12 protein-coding genes and 1 pseudogene are annotated in these 13,779 nt (G+C 59.6%); 11 read left to right on the top strand and 2 right to left on the bottom strand.

The annotated features are described in order from the left end of the window. The first annotated feature begins 76 nt into the window (after window positions 1-76). Window positions 77-652 (top strand): TetR/AcrR family transcriptional regulator, encoded by a 576-nt coding sequence (locus tag QMK54_RS11390; RefSeq protein ID WP_223503034.1) that lies wholly within the window; start codon window positions 77-79, stop codon window positions 650-652. 261 nt (window positions 653-913) lie between these two features. Here the strand turns inward: QMK54_RS11390 and QMK54_RS11385 are convergent, their stop codons facing one another. Next, window positions 914-1,690 (bottom strand): DNA-binding transcriptional regulator, encoded by a 777-nt coding sequence (locus QMK54_RS11385; protein WP_223503036.1) that lies wholly within the window; start codon window positions 1,688-1,690, stop codon window positions 914-916. Between the two features lie 134 nt (window positions 1,691-1,824). Between QMK54_RS11385 and QMK54_RS11380 the strand changes: the two genes are divergently transcribed. From QMK54_RS11380 to QMK54_RS11340, 9 genes and pseudogenes are all read left to right on the top strand, one after another. Beyond that, window positions 1,825-3,483 carry a bifunctional 3-(3-hydroxy-phenyl)propionate/3-hydroxycinnamic acid hydroxylase gene (locus QMK54_RS11380; RefSeq protein WP_223503038.1) on the top strand — a complete coding sequence of 553 codons (1,659 nt, stop codon included), beginning with the start codon at window positions 1,825-1,827 and terminating at the stop codon, window positions 3,481-3,483. 1 nt (window position 3,484) lies between these two features. Then, the gene (mhpB, locus tag QMK54_RS11375) at window positions 3,485-4,438 is read left to right on the top strand and encodes a 3-carboxyethylcatechol 2,3-dioxygenase (RefSeq protein ID WP_223503040.1); all 954 of its coding nucleotides are present in this window, start codon (window positions 3,485-3,487) and stop codon (window positions 4,436-4,438) included. 17 nt (window positions 4,439-4,455) lie between these two features. Continuing rightward, window positions 4,456-5,325: an alpha/beta fold hydrolase gene (locus tag QMK54_RS11370; protein WP_223503043.1), complete on the top strand. Its 870-nt coding sequence runs from the start codon at window positions 4,456-4,458 to the stop codon at window positions 5,323-5,325. A 14-nt stretch (window positions 5,326-5,339) separates the two neighbouring features. Further along, the gene (mhpD, locus tag QMK54_RS11365) at window positions 5,340-6,134 is read left to right on the top strand and encodes a 2-keto-4-pentenoate hydratase (protein WP_320402507.1); all 795 of its coding nucleotides are present in this window, start codon (window positions 5,340-5,342) and stop codon (window positions 6,132-6,134) included. Between the two features lie 32 nt (window positions 6,135-6,166). After that, a complete protein-coding gene (locus QMK54_RS11360; RefSeq protein WP_320402506.1) occupies window positions 6,167-7,102 on the top strand; it encodes an acetaldehyde dehydrogenase (acetylating) in 936 nt (311 codons plus the stop codon). Between the two features lie 10 nt (window positions 7,103-7,112). After that, window positions 7,113-8,132, top strand: coding sequence for a 4-hydroxy-2-oxovalerate aldolase (dmpG, locus tag QMK54_RS11355; RefSeq protein ID WP_320402505.1), 1,020 nt, complete (start codon window positions 7,113-7,115; stop codon window positions 8,130-8,132). A gap of 82 nt (window positions 8,133-8,214) precedes the next feature. Further along, a complete protein-coding gene (gene mhpT / locus QMK54_RS11350; protein WP_320402504.1) occupies window positions 8,215-9,420 on the top strand; it encodes a 3-(3-hydroxy-phenyl)propionate transporter MhpT in 1,206 nt (401 codons plus the stop codon). Between the two features lie 73 nt (window positions 9,421-9,493). After that, window positions 9,494-10,765, top strand: coding sequence for an OprD family porin (locus QMK54_RS11345; RefSeq protein WP_320402503.1), 1,272 nt, complete (start codon window positions 9,494-9,496; stop codon window positions 10,763-10,765). A 333-nt stretch (window positions 10,766-11,098) separates the two neighbouring features. Continuing rightward, a pseudogene (locus QMK54_RS11340) lies at window positions 11,099-11,657 on the top strand (integrase arm-type DNA-binding domain-containing protein); the annotation flags it as partial. Window positions 11,658-11,759: 102 nt separating this feature from the next. Here QMK54_RS11340 and QMK54_RS11335 read toward each other — a convergent pair. Further along, window positions 11,760-12,677, bottom strand: coding sequence for a LysR family transcriptional regulator (locus QMK54_RS11335; RefSeq protein ID WP_320402502.1), 918 nt, complete (start codon window positions 12,675-12,677; stop codon window positions 11,760-11,762). Between the two features lie 237 nt (window positions 12,678-12,914). Here QMK54_RS11335 and QMK54_RS11330 point away from each other — a divergent pair, with 237 nt between their 5' ends. Further along, on the top strand, window positions 12,915-13,754 hold the full coding sequence (locus QMK54_RS11330; RefSeq protein ID WP_320402501.1) for a pirin family protein: 840 nt from the start codon (window positions 12,915-12,917) through the stop codon (window positions 13,752-13,754). Window positions 13,755-13,779 lie beyond the last annotated feature (25 nt).

Here is a 13,779-nt window from a genome sequence, read left to right as displayed (position 1 = left end):
AGAATGTTTTTCCTTGCCCGAGGCGCCCTACCCGCCCCCGGCACTCATCCAGTTGGTTGGACAAGGCCCTAGCACAATGTCAACACGCACCAGTCTCACTCGAGAAGATTGGATTCATGCCGCACAGCATGTCCTGGTTACCAGCGGCGTAGACGCCGTTCGGGTCGACACTTTGGCCAAGGAGTTGAAGATCACCCGTGGCAGCTTTTACTACCACTTCAAAAGCCGCGGTGAATTACTCGAAGGCATTTTGGGCAACTGGCGGTCCCGTGCGACCGAGGATGTCATCCTTCAACTGCGTACAGCGCACACTTCACCGCTCCAGCAATTGCAACGCTTGCTAGAGCTGCCCTCCCACGGCCAGACCGCTCGAGAAGCCGCCGCCATTGAATTGGGGATACGCGCCTGGGCACGCCGGGACGATAAAGCCCGGCAAGCCATCGACGAAGTCGACCGCTATCGCCTGAACTATATCGAGGGTCTGCTGATACAAGCTGACGTGACGCAGAGCGAAGCCTGCGATCGCGCTTATCTGATCTATGCCTATCAAATCAGCTTGTCATTGCTACACAGCGAAGACACTGCGCAAGACCGCAAGGATCGCAGCGCTCGCATGGCACGCATTCTGATTCCTGAATTACTACCTGCGTGACATGGACAGCGATGGCCCCACACACATTCAGGCACTAATAGGCGCTCCCCCCTGAAACCCTGGGAAGAATGACTGCAAATACCTCTCGCGCGCCGTACAGAACAGACGTTGCGGCCGGACTACCAAGTCAGCACCGGCGAACATGTGATGAGGAATTATCGACAGGCAGGCAAGGCCCCGGATAGGCGCTGGTGGCGAACGGGCTTTTCAGCAAAACCGTAAAACAGAACCCTGTGAGTTGACTGTCAGACGCAGGCGACATCAACCCAATTGAACCTGAATCTGTTTCACTACGCCCTGCATCGCGGGCAGATAACGGCGCGCAGCTTCCTCAATGGGCATCGCCTTGGCGATGTAGACCAGATTCAGGCAGCCCATCACCCGCTCCTCGTGCATGACCGGGATCGCAATGGCGGCGATCTTGCGCTCCTTGCCCCAGTGTGAATTGTTTTCGCCATACCCCTTGGCCAAAGTGTGTTCCACCAGTCGCTCGACAAAACGACGGTCGGCGGCCAGAGGTGATTGTTCATCTTCGCGGCCGATCATCAATTCGATCAGCTCTTCCCGCTCGGCGGGTGGGCAGAACGCAAAGTATGCACGTCCGGTCGCGGTCATCAGCAACGGCAGGCGCCGGCCAACCATGGATCGGTGAAACGACAGGCGGCTGAAGCGATGGGTGGTCTCGCGAATGACCATGGCATCGCCGTCCAGCGTGCACAGGTCGGTGGGCCAGATGACTTCCTGCAACAACTCGCCGAGCAAGGGGGCGGCGATGGAGGAAATCCATTGCTCATCGCGAAAACCTTCACTGAGTTCGCGAACTTTCAACGTCAATCGATAGCTGTCATCCGACTCGCTACGCCGTACATAACCTTCAGCCTGCAAGGTCTCCAACAGCCTGCGCACGGTGGTGCGGTGCAGCCCGCTCTGCTCCGCCAGTTGCGCGGTGCTGGCGCCGCCGTCGAAGCGGTTCAAGCCGTTGATCAGTGCCAGACCTCGCATCAGACCACGCACGGCTTTGTATTCGGTCTCGCTCATGGCTGGATCCTTTGTTGTTGTAAATCAATCATGTGCACTCAGTGCACACTAACAAGGGTTGTCGTTGTCGACCAGCCTTGTGATTTCCATACTGCGCCCAACAAGAAATCCAAAAGCGCTGTACGGAGATGACCATGAGTTCTGCACCCACTCCTTCCACATTGGACCTGACCACCGACGTCGCCATCGTTGGTGCCGGACCTGTCGGCTTGATGATCGCCAATTACCTGGGCCAATGTGGTGTGAACGTCACCTTGGTGGAAAAGCTCGACAGCCTGATCGACTACCCCCGCGCCATCGGTCTGGACGACGAAAGCCTGCGTACTTTCCAGGCCGTCGGTCTGGCCGACAACGTGCTCCCGCACACCACTCCCTGGCACGCCATGCGTTTCCTGACCCCAAGGGGTCGCTGCTTTGCCGATATACAGCCCAAGACCGATGAGTTCGGCTGGTCGCGCCGCAACGCCTTCATCCAGCCCTTGGCCGACCGCGTACTGTTCGAAGGCCTGCAGCGTTTTGACAACGTCAAGGTGCTGTTCGGCCGTGAGCTCGAAGGCTTCGAACACAGTGACAGCGGCGTAGTGCTGAACCTCAAGGATCACAACGGTCGCGGCGAGCGCCTTCAGGCCCGTTATCTGATTGGTTGCGACGGTGGCAACAGTCTGGTGCGACGCAGTCTGAACATCAGTTTCGAGGGTAAGACCGCGCCTAATCAGTGGATCGTTGTCGACATCGCCAACGACCCGCTGAGCACGCCCCATGTTTACCTGTGCTGCGACCCGGTGCGCCCTTACGTTTCAGCCGCCCTGCCCCACGCTGTTCGCCGTTTCGAATTCATGGTCATGCCTGGCGAGACTGAAGCCGAACTGAGCAAACCCGAGAACATGCGCAAGCTGCTGGCCAAGGTGCTGCCAAATCCGGATCGCATCGAATTGATCCGCAGCCGCGTCTATACCCACAACGCTCGCCTGGCCGGGCGGTTCCGTGAGGGCCGGGTGCTGCTGGCCGGCGATGCCGCGCACATCATGCCGGTATGGCAGGGACAGGGTTACAACAGCGGCATGCGCGACGCCTCCAACTTGGCCTGGAAACTGTCACTGGTGATCAAAGGCCTGGCCGCCGACAGCCTGCTCGACAGCTATGAACAGGAACGCCGTGACCACGCCAAGGCGATGATCGACCTTTCGGTGCTGGCCGGCCACGTGCTGGCACCGCCAAAACGCTGGCAAGGCACCTTGCGTGATGGTGTGTCGTGGCTGCTCAACTATGTGCCGCCCGTCAAACGCTACTTCGTGGAAATGCGCTTCAAGCCGATGCCGCAATACACCGAGGGCGCCTTGATCGTACCCGGCGAAAAAGGCTCACCCGTGGGCAAGATGTTCATTCAGCCCCCGGTACTGACCGAAGCTGGCGAAACCGTGTTGCTGGATGAGGTGATCGGCGAGAACTTCGCGATTATCGCCTGGGGCTGCGACCCGACCTGGGGCCTGACGCCTGCACAGATCGATCAATGGCAAGCACTGGGCACGCGTTTTATCCAGGTACTACCGGACGTCCAACTCAAAGCCGCCAGTGACGTCAGCCAAGGGGTGATCCGCATCGGTGACAGCACCGGCCGCCTCAAGGAATGGTTCGCCCGCGGCTCGGCCTCGATTGCCCTGGTGCGTCCGGATCGCTTCCTTGCCGGCCTGGCCATACCGCAAACCGTCGGCCAGGCCTGTGATGAATTGGCCCTGGCAATCAAGGCCCTGCCGCAACCCGAAGTGGCGATCCCCGCCAGCAAGGTGGCCTGACATGAGCGCTTATCTGCATTGCCTATCCCATACGCCGTTGGTGGGCTACGTCGATCCGACGCCCGACGTGCTGGCCGAGGTCGATGGCATGATCGCTGATGCCCGTGAGCGCATCGCCCGCTTCGAGCCGGAGCTGATCGTGCTCTTCGGCCCCGACCACTACAACGGCTTTTTCTACGACGTGATGCCGGCCTTCTGCATCGGCATGGCCGCCCACGCCATCGGTGATTTCGACACCGCCGCCGGCCCCTTGGATGTGCCCAAAGCGCTGGCCGAATCCTGCGCCCAGGCGGTCCTGGATGCCGGTGTCGACGCTGCCGTTTCCTATCGCATGCAGGTCGACCACGCGTTCGCCCAACCGCTGGAGCTGTTGCTGGGCGGTTTAAGGGAATGCCCGGTGATTCCGGTGTTCATCAATTCGGTCGCCGTGCCGTTGCCCGGCTTCAAGCGTGCTCGCCTGCTCGGTGAAGCGATCGGCCAGTGGGCGCAGTCGCTGAACAAGCGCGTGCTGTTCCTGGCTTCCGGGGGACTGTCCCATCAACCTCCGGTGCCGGAACTGGCCAAGGTCGATGCGCGTATGGCCGATCGACTGATGGGCAGCGGTCGCCAATTGCCGGCTGATGAGCGACAGGCGCGCCAGGAGCGCGTGATCCAGGCCGCCCGGGATTTCGTTGAAGACCAACGCAGTCTGCATCCGCTTAATCCCACGTGGGATCAGCAGTTTCTCGACACCCTGGAACAGGGTCGCCTGAGCGACCTCGATGCCCTGGGCAATGACGAACTGTCGTCACTGGCCGGCAAGTCCACTCACGAAGTGAAAACCTGGGTCGCCGCCTTCGCGGCCCTTTGCGCCTTTGGCCCTTATCAGACCGAAGGGCGCTACTACCGTCCGATTCCCGAATGGATCGCAGGCTTCGCCGCCCTTGGCGCCCAGCCGCTGAACAACAACCACTGAATCCGAGGAACACTGCCATGACTGCCACTGCGCCAGCTTTCACCGAAGCCTCTACCAGCCGTTTTGTCGACATCAGCGAAGGCGAGTTGAAGCTGCGACTGCATTACAACGACGTGGGTCAGGGAGCCGAAACCGTGGTCATGCTCCACGGTTCCGGACCCGGTGCCAGCGGTTGGGCCAATTTCCATCGCAACATCGAACCGTTGGTTACCGCCGGTTACCGCGTGATCCTGATGGATTGCCCGGGCTGGAGCAAAAGTGACCCGATTGTTTGCGACAGCTCGCGCTCAGACCTCAACGCCCGTGCCCTCAAGGGGCTGGTTGATGCACTGGATCTGGACCGTGTGCACATCATCGGCAACTCCATGGGCGGCCACAGCACCGTAGCCTTCGCCCTCGCCTACCCTGAGCGCATCGGCAAACTGATACTGATGGGCGGCGGCACCGGCGGCCCAAGCGCCTTAGTGCCGCAACCTACCGAAGGCATCAAGCTGATCGGCGCGCTGTACCGCGAACCGACCATTGAAAACCTGAAGAAGATGATGAACGTCTTCGTCTTCGACGCCAGCAGTCTGACCGAAGAGTTATTCCAGACCCGCCTGGACAACATCCTGGCGCGCCGCGATCACCTGGAAAATTTCGTCAAGAGCAGCACCCTCAATCCCAAGCAATTCCCGGACTTCAGCCACCGCCTGCACGAAATCACCGCCCAGACGCTGCTCGTCTGGGGCCGCGAAGATCGCTTCGTGCCCATGGACACCGGCCTGCGCCTGCTGGCCGGCCTGCCCCAGGCACAACTGCACGTGTTCAATCGCTGCGGCCACTGGGCCCAGTGGGAACACGCCGAGACCTTCAACCGCATGGTCCTGGACTTCCTGACCCACTGATCACCGAGGCTGACATGAACCCTATTCAAGACACCCTGGAACAGCTCGCCGCCGACCTGCGTCAGGCCGAAGCCCGCCACGAAGCCATTGCGCCCCTGCGCGAGCAGATCGGCGAAGACAACGCCGAGGCCGCTTACACCATCCAGCGGCTCAACGTCGCCCACGGCGTGGCCAGCGGCCGACGTGTAGTCGGGCGCAAGATCGGCCTGACCAATCCCAAGGTCCAGGCGCAACTGGGCGTCGATCGGCCGGACTTCGGCACCCTGTTCGCCGACATGTGCTACGGCGATAACGAAACCGTGCCGGTGGGCCGCGTGCTGCAACCGAAGATCGAAGCTGAAATTGCGCTGATTCTGGAGCGTGATCTACCGCGTGCCGACACCACGTTTGCCGACGTGATGGCGGCTACCGGCTGGGTCGTCCCGGCATTGGAAATCGTCGGCAGCCGCGTCCAGGGCTGGAACATCCGCTTCGTCGATACCGTCGCCGATAACGCCTCCAGTGGCTGCTTTGTATTGGGTGGCCCGGCGCGGCGTCTCGACGGCCTGGACCTGCGCCAGGCCAGCATGCGCATGACCCGCAATGGTGAGGAAGTGTCCAGCGGCAGTGGCGCCGAATGCCTCGGCCATCCACTCAATGCCGCCGTGTGGTTGGCGCAAACCATGGCGCACCTGGGCGATCCGCTGCGTGCGGGCGACATCATTCTCACCGGCGCACTCGGGCCGATGGTGCCGGTCGCTGCCGGTGATCGTTTCGAGGCCGAGATCGAAGGTATTGGTCGGGTCGGTGTGGCCTTCACAGCTGAGTAATCGGCGACTTGCGTGCAATAGAGGTAATAAAAATGAACAAGCTGAAAGTCGCCATCATCGGTTCCGGCAACATCGGCACCGATCTGATGATCAAGATCCTGCGTAATGCCACGCACCTGGAAATGGCGGTCATGGTCGGCATCGACCCGGCTTCCGATGGCCTGGCCCGCGCCCAACGCATGGGCGTGGCCACCACCCATGAAGGTGTCGCAGGCCTGACCCGCATGGACGTCTTCAAGGACATCGACTTCGTCTTCGATGCCACCTCGGCCGGCGCCCATGTGAAGAATGATGCGTTCCTGCGCTCGATCAAACCCGGCATCCGCCTGATCGACCTGACCCCGGCGGCCATCGGCCCGTACTGCGTGCCGGTGGTCAATCTGGAACAGAATCTGGATCAACTCAACGTCAACATGGTCACTTGCGGTGGCCAGGCAACCATCCCCATGGTTGCGGCGGTATCGCGTGTGGCCAAGGTGCACTACGCCGAAATCGTCGCCTCGATCGCCAGCAAATCTGCCGGTCCCGGCACCCGCGCCAACATCGACGAATTCACCGAAACCACCTCCAAGGCCATCGAAGTGATCGGCGGCGCGGCCAAGGGTAAGGCCATCATCGTGATGAACCCGGCCGAACCGCCGTTGATGATGCGCGACACGGTGTTTGTGCTGTCCGAAGCCGCCGATCAGGCGCTGGCCGAAGCCTCTATCGTCGAGATGGCTGCTGCTGTACAGGCCTATGTGCCGGGCTATCGCCTGAAGCAAAAAGTGCAGTTCGACGTCATCCCCGAGGATGCGCCGCTGAACATTCCTGGCCTCGGCAAATTCTCCGGCCTGAAGACTTCGGTGTTCCTCGAAGTCGAAGGTGCCGCCCATTACCTGCCGGCCTACGCCGGCAATCTCGACATCATGACCTCCGCAGCCTTGGCCACCGCCGAGCGCATGGCGCAGTCGATGCTGAACGCCTGAGGAGACCGACATGACTTTTAATCCCGGCAAAAAACTCTACATCTCCGACGTGACCCTGCGCGATGGCAGCCATGCCGTTCGCCATCAGTACTCGATCCAGAATGTGCAGGACATCGCCCGTGCCCTGGACAAGGCCAAGGTCGATTCGATCGAAGTCGCTCATGGCGATGGCCTGCAAGGCTCGAGCTTCAATTACGGCTTCGCGGCGCACACCGATCTGGAGTGGATCGAGGCCGCGGCCGATGTGATCAGCCACGCCAAGATCACCACGTTGCTGTTGCCCGGCATCGGTACGGTGCATGACCTCAAAGCCGCCTACAACGCCGGAGCGCGGGTGGTGCGCATCGCCACCCATTGCACCGAAGCCGACGTGTCGAAGCAGCACATCGAATACGCCCGCGAGCTGGGCATGGACACCGTCGGTTTCCTGATGATGAGCCATATGATCCCGGCCGAGCAGTTGGCGGCCCAGGCCAAGTTGATGGAAAGCTACGGCGCGACCTGCGTGTACATGGCCGACTCTGGAGGGGCGATGAACATGCAGGACATCCGCGACCGTTTCCGTGCGTTCACGGCTGTACTCAAACCGGAAACCGAAACCGGCATGCACGCCCATCACAACCTGTCACTCGGTGTGGCCAACTCGATCACTGCCGTCGAGGAAGGTTGCGACCGCATCGACGCCAGCCTCGCCGGCATGGGGGCGGGGGCCGGCAACGCGCCGTTGGAAGTGTTCATCGCCGCCGCCGAGCGCCTGGGCTGGAACCACGGCACCGACCTTTACACGCTGATGGACGCGGCCGATGACATCGTTCGCCCACTGCAGGACCGTCCGGTGCGGGTTGATCGCGAGACCTTGGCGCTGGGTTATGCCGGGGTCTATTCGAGCTTCTTGCGCCACGCCGAAATTGCCGCCGCGAAGTATGACCTCAAGACCCTCGACATCCTCGTCGAACTGGGTAAGCGGCGGATGGTTGGCGGTCAGGAAGACATGATCGTCGACGTCGCGCTGGATCTGCTCAAACGCTGACCGAGCACCACACCGGCTGACCGCCCACGCAGCGGTCGGTCGGCCCTGTTTTGCCCATACAACAATAAAACGGGTACTGCCCATGACTGCGCTAAAACTGACAACACCGTTGCACATGACGCGGACCATCGGTCTGTGTTTCCTCGTGGCCCTGATGGAGGGCCTTGATCTGCAGGCCTCCGGGATCGCTGCCCAAGGCATGGCGGCCGCTTTCGAGCTGGATAAATTACACATGGGCTGGGTCTTCAGTGCCGGAATTTTCGGCCTGCTGCCCGGTGCTTTCCTGGGCGGCCTGCTGGCTGACCGCATCGGCCGCAAACGTGTACTGATGGCGTCGGTGGCCCTGTTCGGGCTGTTCTCGCTGGTCACGGCCATGGCCTGGGATTTCAACAGCTTGCTGGTTGCCCGTTGCCTCACGGGCGTGGGTTTGGGCGCCGCCTTGCCCAACCTGATCGCACTGACCAGTGAAGTGGCTGGTCCGCGTCTGCGTGGCATGGCCGTGAGCCTGATGTATTGCGGCGTGCCGCTGGGTGCTGCGGTGGCGGCCAGCATTGGCATCGCTCAATTGGCCGGTGGCTGGCAGGTGGTGTTCTACGTCGGAGGCCTGGTACCGCTGTTGATCGTGCCTCTGCTGGGGCTTTATCTACCTGAATCGGCGCAGTTTCGAAGCGTCCAGGACGCCGCGCCCATCGGCGTGGTCCGGGGCCTGTTCCGCGAGGGCGCGGCCCTGCCGACCGCAATGATCTGGGTGAGTTATTTCTTTACGCTCATGGTTGTGTACATCTTGATCAACTGGCTGCCCAGCTTGTTGGTCGGCCAGGGTTTCAGCGGCCGCCAGGCCAGTTGGGTGATGTTTGCTCTACAGCTTGGCGCTGCGGTCGGTACGTTGATGTTGGGCTGGGTGATGGACCGCCTGCCTGCTTGGGCACTGTCAGCATTGATCTATCTGGGCATCCTCGCCTCGCTGACTGCCCTGGGACTGGCCAGCCGTCTGGAGAGCATGCTGGTGGCAGGCTTCGTCGCCGGCTTTTTCGCAACCGGTGGGCAGTGCGTGCTGTACGCCTTGGCACCGCATTTCTATCGCCCATCGGTACGCGCCACAGGCGTGGGCAGTGCCGTGGCCATCGGCAGACTCGGCGCAATGAGCGGCCCGCTGGTGGCCGGCAAGATGCTCGCCTTGGGCACCGGCACGGCCGGGGTGATGCTGGCTTCGGCGCCGGGAATCGTCATCGCCGCAGTGGCGATGTTTTACCTGTCAGTGCGCCGCAACGGCGCTCAGCCTGACTGACAACTCCCGCGTAACACCCCGTGCCGGAAACGGTACGGGTTCACCCCCAACAACAATAAAAGTGAACACCGGCATGCTCAAGACTTCTCTTCGGGCGCTCAGCGCCTGCACCTGCGTTTTATCCTTCGGCCAGGCGTGTGCCAGCGATTTTGTCGATGACAGCCACGCCGATCTGACGATGCGCAACTTTTACTTCGATCGTAACTACGTGAACGCAACCCCTCAGGCCGCCGCCCGCGAGTGGGCCCAGGGTTTCATTCTCAACGTGCGCTCCGGTTATACGGAAGGGCCGGTGGGGTTCGGTCTGGACGCCTCGGGGTTGCTGGGTGTGCGCCTGGATTCTTCGCCTGATCGCACGGGCACTGGCTTGCTGCCGTACAACCCCACCACCCGGGAGCCGGCCAGTGAATATTCGGAGCTGGGCCTGACCGCCAAGGTCAGGGCATCGAAAAGCGAGTTGCAACTGGGCACCATCAGTACGCTCCTGCCAATCGCCTTCGCCAGCCCTACTCGCTTGCTGCCACAGACCTTCCGTGGCGCGTACCTCAAGTCCCAGGAAATCGACAACCTGACCTTGCACGTTGGCTGGCTGGATCGCATCAACCTGCGCGACTCCACCGACTACCAGAAAATGTCGGTCGGTTCACCTAACGGACGCTTCAATGGCGCTGCCGAGTCGGACCGTTTTTCTTTCGTCGGCGGCGACTATGCCTGGTCGCCGCAACTGACGCTGAAGTATTACCACGCAGAACTCGCGGACCTGTACCGCAAGGACTTCTACGGCTTTGTCGATACTCGTCCGATGGGCCCCGGCAGCCTGAAAAGCGACTTTCGTCTGTTCGTCACCGGGGAAGATGGCGCAGCCAAGGCCGGCCCGGTAGACAACCGTAATGCGGCACTAATGCTGACGTACGCCGTGGGAGCTCACAAATTCGGTGCCGGCTACATGCAACTAACCGGCAAGACTGCCATGCCCTACCTGTTCGGCACCGAGCCGCTGGTCATCACCGAAGGCACTCTGAGCTCCGAGTTTCTCAACCCCAAGGAGCGCAGTTGGCAGGTACGGTATGACTACAATTTCGTGGCCATGGGCTTGCCGGGGCTCAATGGCATGCTGCGCTACGTGAGCGGCGACAATATTGAATTGGCCAAGCTGGGCGGCTCAAACCTGACAGAAAGCGAAAAGGATATCGAACTGTCCTACGTGCTGCAGGGCACTCCGTTGAAGGGCCTGGCCCTGCGCGTGCGCAACGCTTGGTACCGCAACGACTTTACCGCCCAGGCCAGCCACAGGGACGACAATGAGCTACGGGTGAATGTCGATTACACATGGAAGCTATGGTGAGTTTCATACAAAGCAGTGGAAGTCCGCCTGACAAAAGATTCTGCCCAGAGCCAGTCGTTTTGTAGGGGTAAAAACAACCAAACAAAAAAAGGGTTGCGAGATAAAATCTCGCAACCCCTTGAATTATATGGTCGGGACGGAGTGATTCGAACACTCGACCCCTAGCACCCCATCTCCTTTTTCATACTTCTTGAAAGCTTCCAAAATTTTACTCTGGATTTTTCCAAGCTAGTATTTACTTGAGCTCCAGCGGTGTTCTGCTCTACGAGAGTCCAATAACGTCCATCAAGACCCGACGTTTTTGTGGGGGTAAAAGTAGGGGGAGTCCGTTTCATGGCCAAAATCACCATCAAAGAACTTGAGGCACTAACTGCCAACGATGCCGGCCGAATCCTCCGGGAAGATGGCGATCTAGCCGGTTGAATATCAGTCCGTAAGGACGGTGTGTCGGTCAGCTTTTTCTATCGCAATCGGTGGGGCGGGCAAAACAAAGAGTACGCCTGCGGGTCTTGGCCGCGCAAATTACTGACGGACATCCGCAAGGTACGCAACCAAGCCCGAGCGCTCACCGATGAGCAGATCAATCCCAACGAGCATAAGAAAACCGCCAAGGCATAGACATACGCCGCTGCTAACGTAGAGGCCGAACAAGTAAAAACGACGAAGGTGCAAACGCTGACCGTCCAGGACCTGATCAAGGCCTGGCTGTTGGATGGCGTCGCGCGTAAAGATGGCAACTCAGTTGGGCCAGAAAGCGCCAACTTGGCGGGCCTTGTTGGTCGAGGGCAATCCGACGGAACTGGTCGACATCACCCCACTGACCCCTGTCGACTACGAAGCCGAAAGAAACCGCATCCTTTCACCGGCGGAGCTGTTGGAACTGCACAAAAAAAGGTATTGAGGACGGGCGCAGGCACTTCCTGACTTTTCACTGCATCCCTGCCCCCCTTCTTTCGAAGACAACTGCTTGAACGATACTTGGGCAATGTGTTGATCAGGAACGAGCCGTCACGGGGAATTCTTGACCCTCTAGCTTCTCCATAACCAACTCAATGAATGCAGACACAGCTAGCGGCAAATGTTGCCGACTGGGGTAAAGCACGTGCAGGCCGTATCCGGTTCTATGGTACTGCGGAAGCACAGACACAAGACGACCTGTCTGAAGATCAGACTTTGTCATGGCGGGCGGCAGCAAGGCAATTCCTAGCCCGGCCAACGTCGCCTTGCGCAAAGCTTGGGCGGTGTTTCCATTGAAACGGCTAGTGACCCGCACTTCTTCCGCTGCACCATTTGGCCCATGGAGAGTCCAGGTGGTGACGCCACTAGGATGACCAAAAGTTACACAATCATGATTGACCAAATCTCCAAGCGAATCAGGTACGCCTCTTTTTCTAAGGTAATTCGGGCTGGCCACCAGACCTTCGTTACCAGCTCCAAGGAGTTGGCGACCGACATATCCTGAGTCTTGTAACGCTCCGCCTCGAAACGCAATGTCGATACGATCAGCGATCAAATCGGCGCGTGCATCACTCAGCACAAAGTCGACGTGTACCCGTGGATGCGCCTCGAGAAAGTCGGCTACCCAATCCATAGGAAAAAAGTCGAAAAAGTCAGCCATTGCCGCGATGCGCACGGTGCCACTCGGCTCTTGGTTTCCTGTCATCATCTGCTCACTTGCGTCAATCAGTCCATCCACGGCTCCACAGCATCGCTCGTGAAAAGCCTCGCCAGACTGGGTGAGTGTGAGCTTGCGCGTGGAGCGCTGCAGCAGCCTTGTACCGAGTTGAGCCTCAAGCTGTTGAACCCGCCGGCTTAAGGTGTTTGAGGGCATTCCAAGCTGCCGTGCTGCCTCAGCGAAACTGCCGCTGCGCACCACTTTTACAAACAATGCGACGTCATTCAGATCGATCATCTTGCTGCCACCCACTCCAAAAATGGATCAGTTCAATCCAATTATGCCATCTAATAAAGCAATCAATAGACGCATATCCTTCAGTCATTGCTGCAGCTGACCTTCACTTGCCGGAATCTCCTACGGGCTGACCGTCAAGGCTTTTCGGCATCACGAGTTAATCCACATCCAGTCCAGCCAGCCGGAACTCCGCTCGACGACATCGTCTGTCGGCAAGGGAGAACAAAGAGAAAGCATATGACCGCCACCGTAGTAGTTCGACCACGCGCCATTGTCCATCGTACTGAAGGAACCACACATGGCCCCATAACGAGGCTTATGAGTCCAGGTGATCTAGGAGAGCTGTTGAAACCGTTTATTTTCCTGGACATTTTCAGCCTGAACGCCAGTGGTAGTAAGTCGAGTTTCGGCATGCATCCGCACTCAGGAATCGCAACGGTTACCTTCATGACAAAAGGGGATGTCTCTTATGAGGACACCACTGGGGCGACCGGTTTACTGCTCGCGGGTGGTGTTGAGTGGATGCAGGCCGGCAATGGGGTGTGGCACGACGCTACGCTAGCAAGCGAGTCCGCAATACAGGGATTCCAGCTCTGGGTGGCATTGCCACCATCTCTTGAAAACGCACCCGCGATGAGTGTCTACCTTGCGCCGTCGCAAGTTCCTCAAGTGGGCCCCGCGCGTTTGCTATTGGGACGTTACGGGGCAGCCCAAAGCCTGATTGAAGTGCCGAGTGAAATGAACTATCTCGCCGTGAGTTTAAAAGACGGTGAGCACTGGCATTACACCCCTCCATCCGGCCACAACATTGCTTGGCTCGCTGTGAGTTCTGGAAGTCTGGACGCAGGTGGGTTGATCAATGCCGGCGAATTAGCCGTGTTCGAAGAGTCAGAGCACCGCATCAACTTCATCGCGAAAGGCGATTGCTCTTTCGTGATGGGCTCGGCGGTAAAGCATCCGTACGACCTAGTAACGGGTCACTACTCGGTTCACACGAGCAAGGCAGCTCTGGCGCAGGGAGAAACGGAAATACAGCGGATTGGCACACGGCTGCGGCAACAAGGACGGCTCAACTAGCGCCGCTCAAGCCGGCGTGAAAATC

The organism is Pseudomonas sp. P5_109, from assembly GCF_034009455.1.
GTDB lineage: Bacteria > Pseudomonadota > Gammaproteobacteria > Pseudomonadales > Pseudomonadaceae > Aquipseudomonas.
Note: the sequence above shows the minus strand (reverse complement) of the source record. Positions and strands in the feature narration are given on the sequence as shown.

What these genes read in the sequence shown, in the direction of transcription:
- QMK54_RS11390 (WP_223503034.1), top strand. Translation starts at nt 77, where the DNA reads ATGTCAACACGCACCAGTCTCACTCGAGAAGATTGGATTCATGCCGCA.
- QMK54_RS11385 (WP_223503036.1), bottom strand. Translation starts at nt 1,690, where the DNA reads ATGAGCGAGACCGAATACAAAGCCGTGCGTGGTCTGATGCGAGGTCTG.
- QMK54_RS11380 (WP_223503038.1), top strand. Translation starts at nt 1,825, where the DNA reads ATGAGTTCTGCACCCACTCCTTCCACATTGGACCTGACCACCGACGTC.
- mhpB (WP_223503040.1), top strand. Translation starts at nt 3,485, where the DNA reads ATGAGCGCTTATCTGCATTGCCTATCCCATACGCCGTTGGTGGGCTAC.
- QMK54_RS11370 (WP_223503043.1), top strand. Translation starts at nt 4,456, where the DNA reads ATGACTGCCACTGCGCCAGCTTTCACCGAAGCCTCTACCAGCCGTTTT.
- mhpD (WP_320402507.1), top strand. Translation starts at nt 5,340, where the DNA reads ATGAACCCTATTCAAGACACCCTGGAACAGCTCGCCGCCGACCTGCGT.
- QMK54_RS11360 (WP_320402506.1), top strand. Translation starts at nt 6,167, where the DNA reads ATGAACAAGCTGAAAGTCGCCATCATCGGTTCCGGCAACATCGGCACC.
- dmpG (WP_320402505.1), top strand. Translation starts at nt 7,113, where the DNA reads ATGACTTTTAATCCCGGCAAAAAACTCTACATCTCCGACGTGACCCTG.
- mhpT (WP_320402504.1), top strand. Translation starts at nt 8,215, where the DNA reads ATGACTGCGCTAAAACTGACAACACCGTTGCACATGACGCGGACCATC.
- QMK54_RS11345 (WP_320402503.1), top strand. Translation starts at nt 9,494, where the DNA reads ATGCTCAAGACTTCTCTTCGGGCGCTCAGCGCCTGCACCTGCGTTTTA.
- QMK54_RS11335 (WP_320402502.1), bottom strand. Translation starts at nt 12,677, where the DNA reads ATGATCGATCTGAATGACGTCGCATTGTTTGTAAAAGTGGTGCGCAGC.
- QMK54_RS11330 (WP_320402501.1), top strand. Translation starts at nt 12,915, where the DNA reads ATGACCGCCACCGTAGTAGTTCGACCACGCGCCATTGTCCATCGTACT.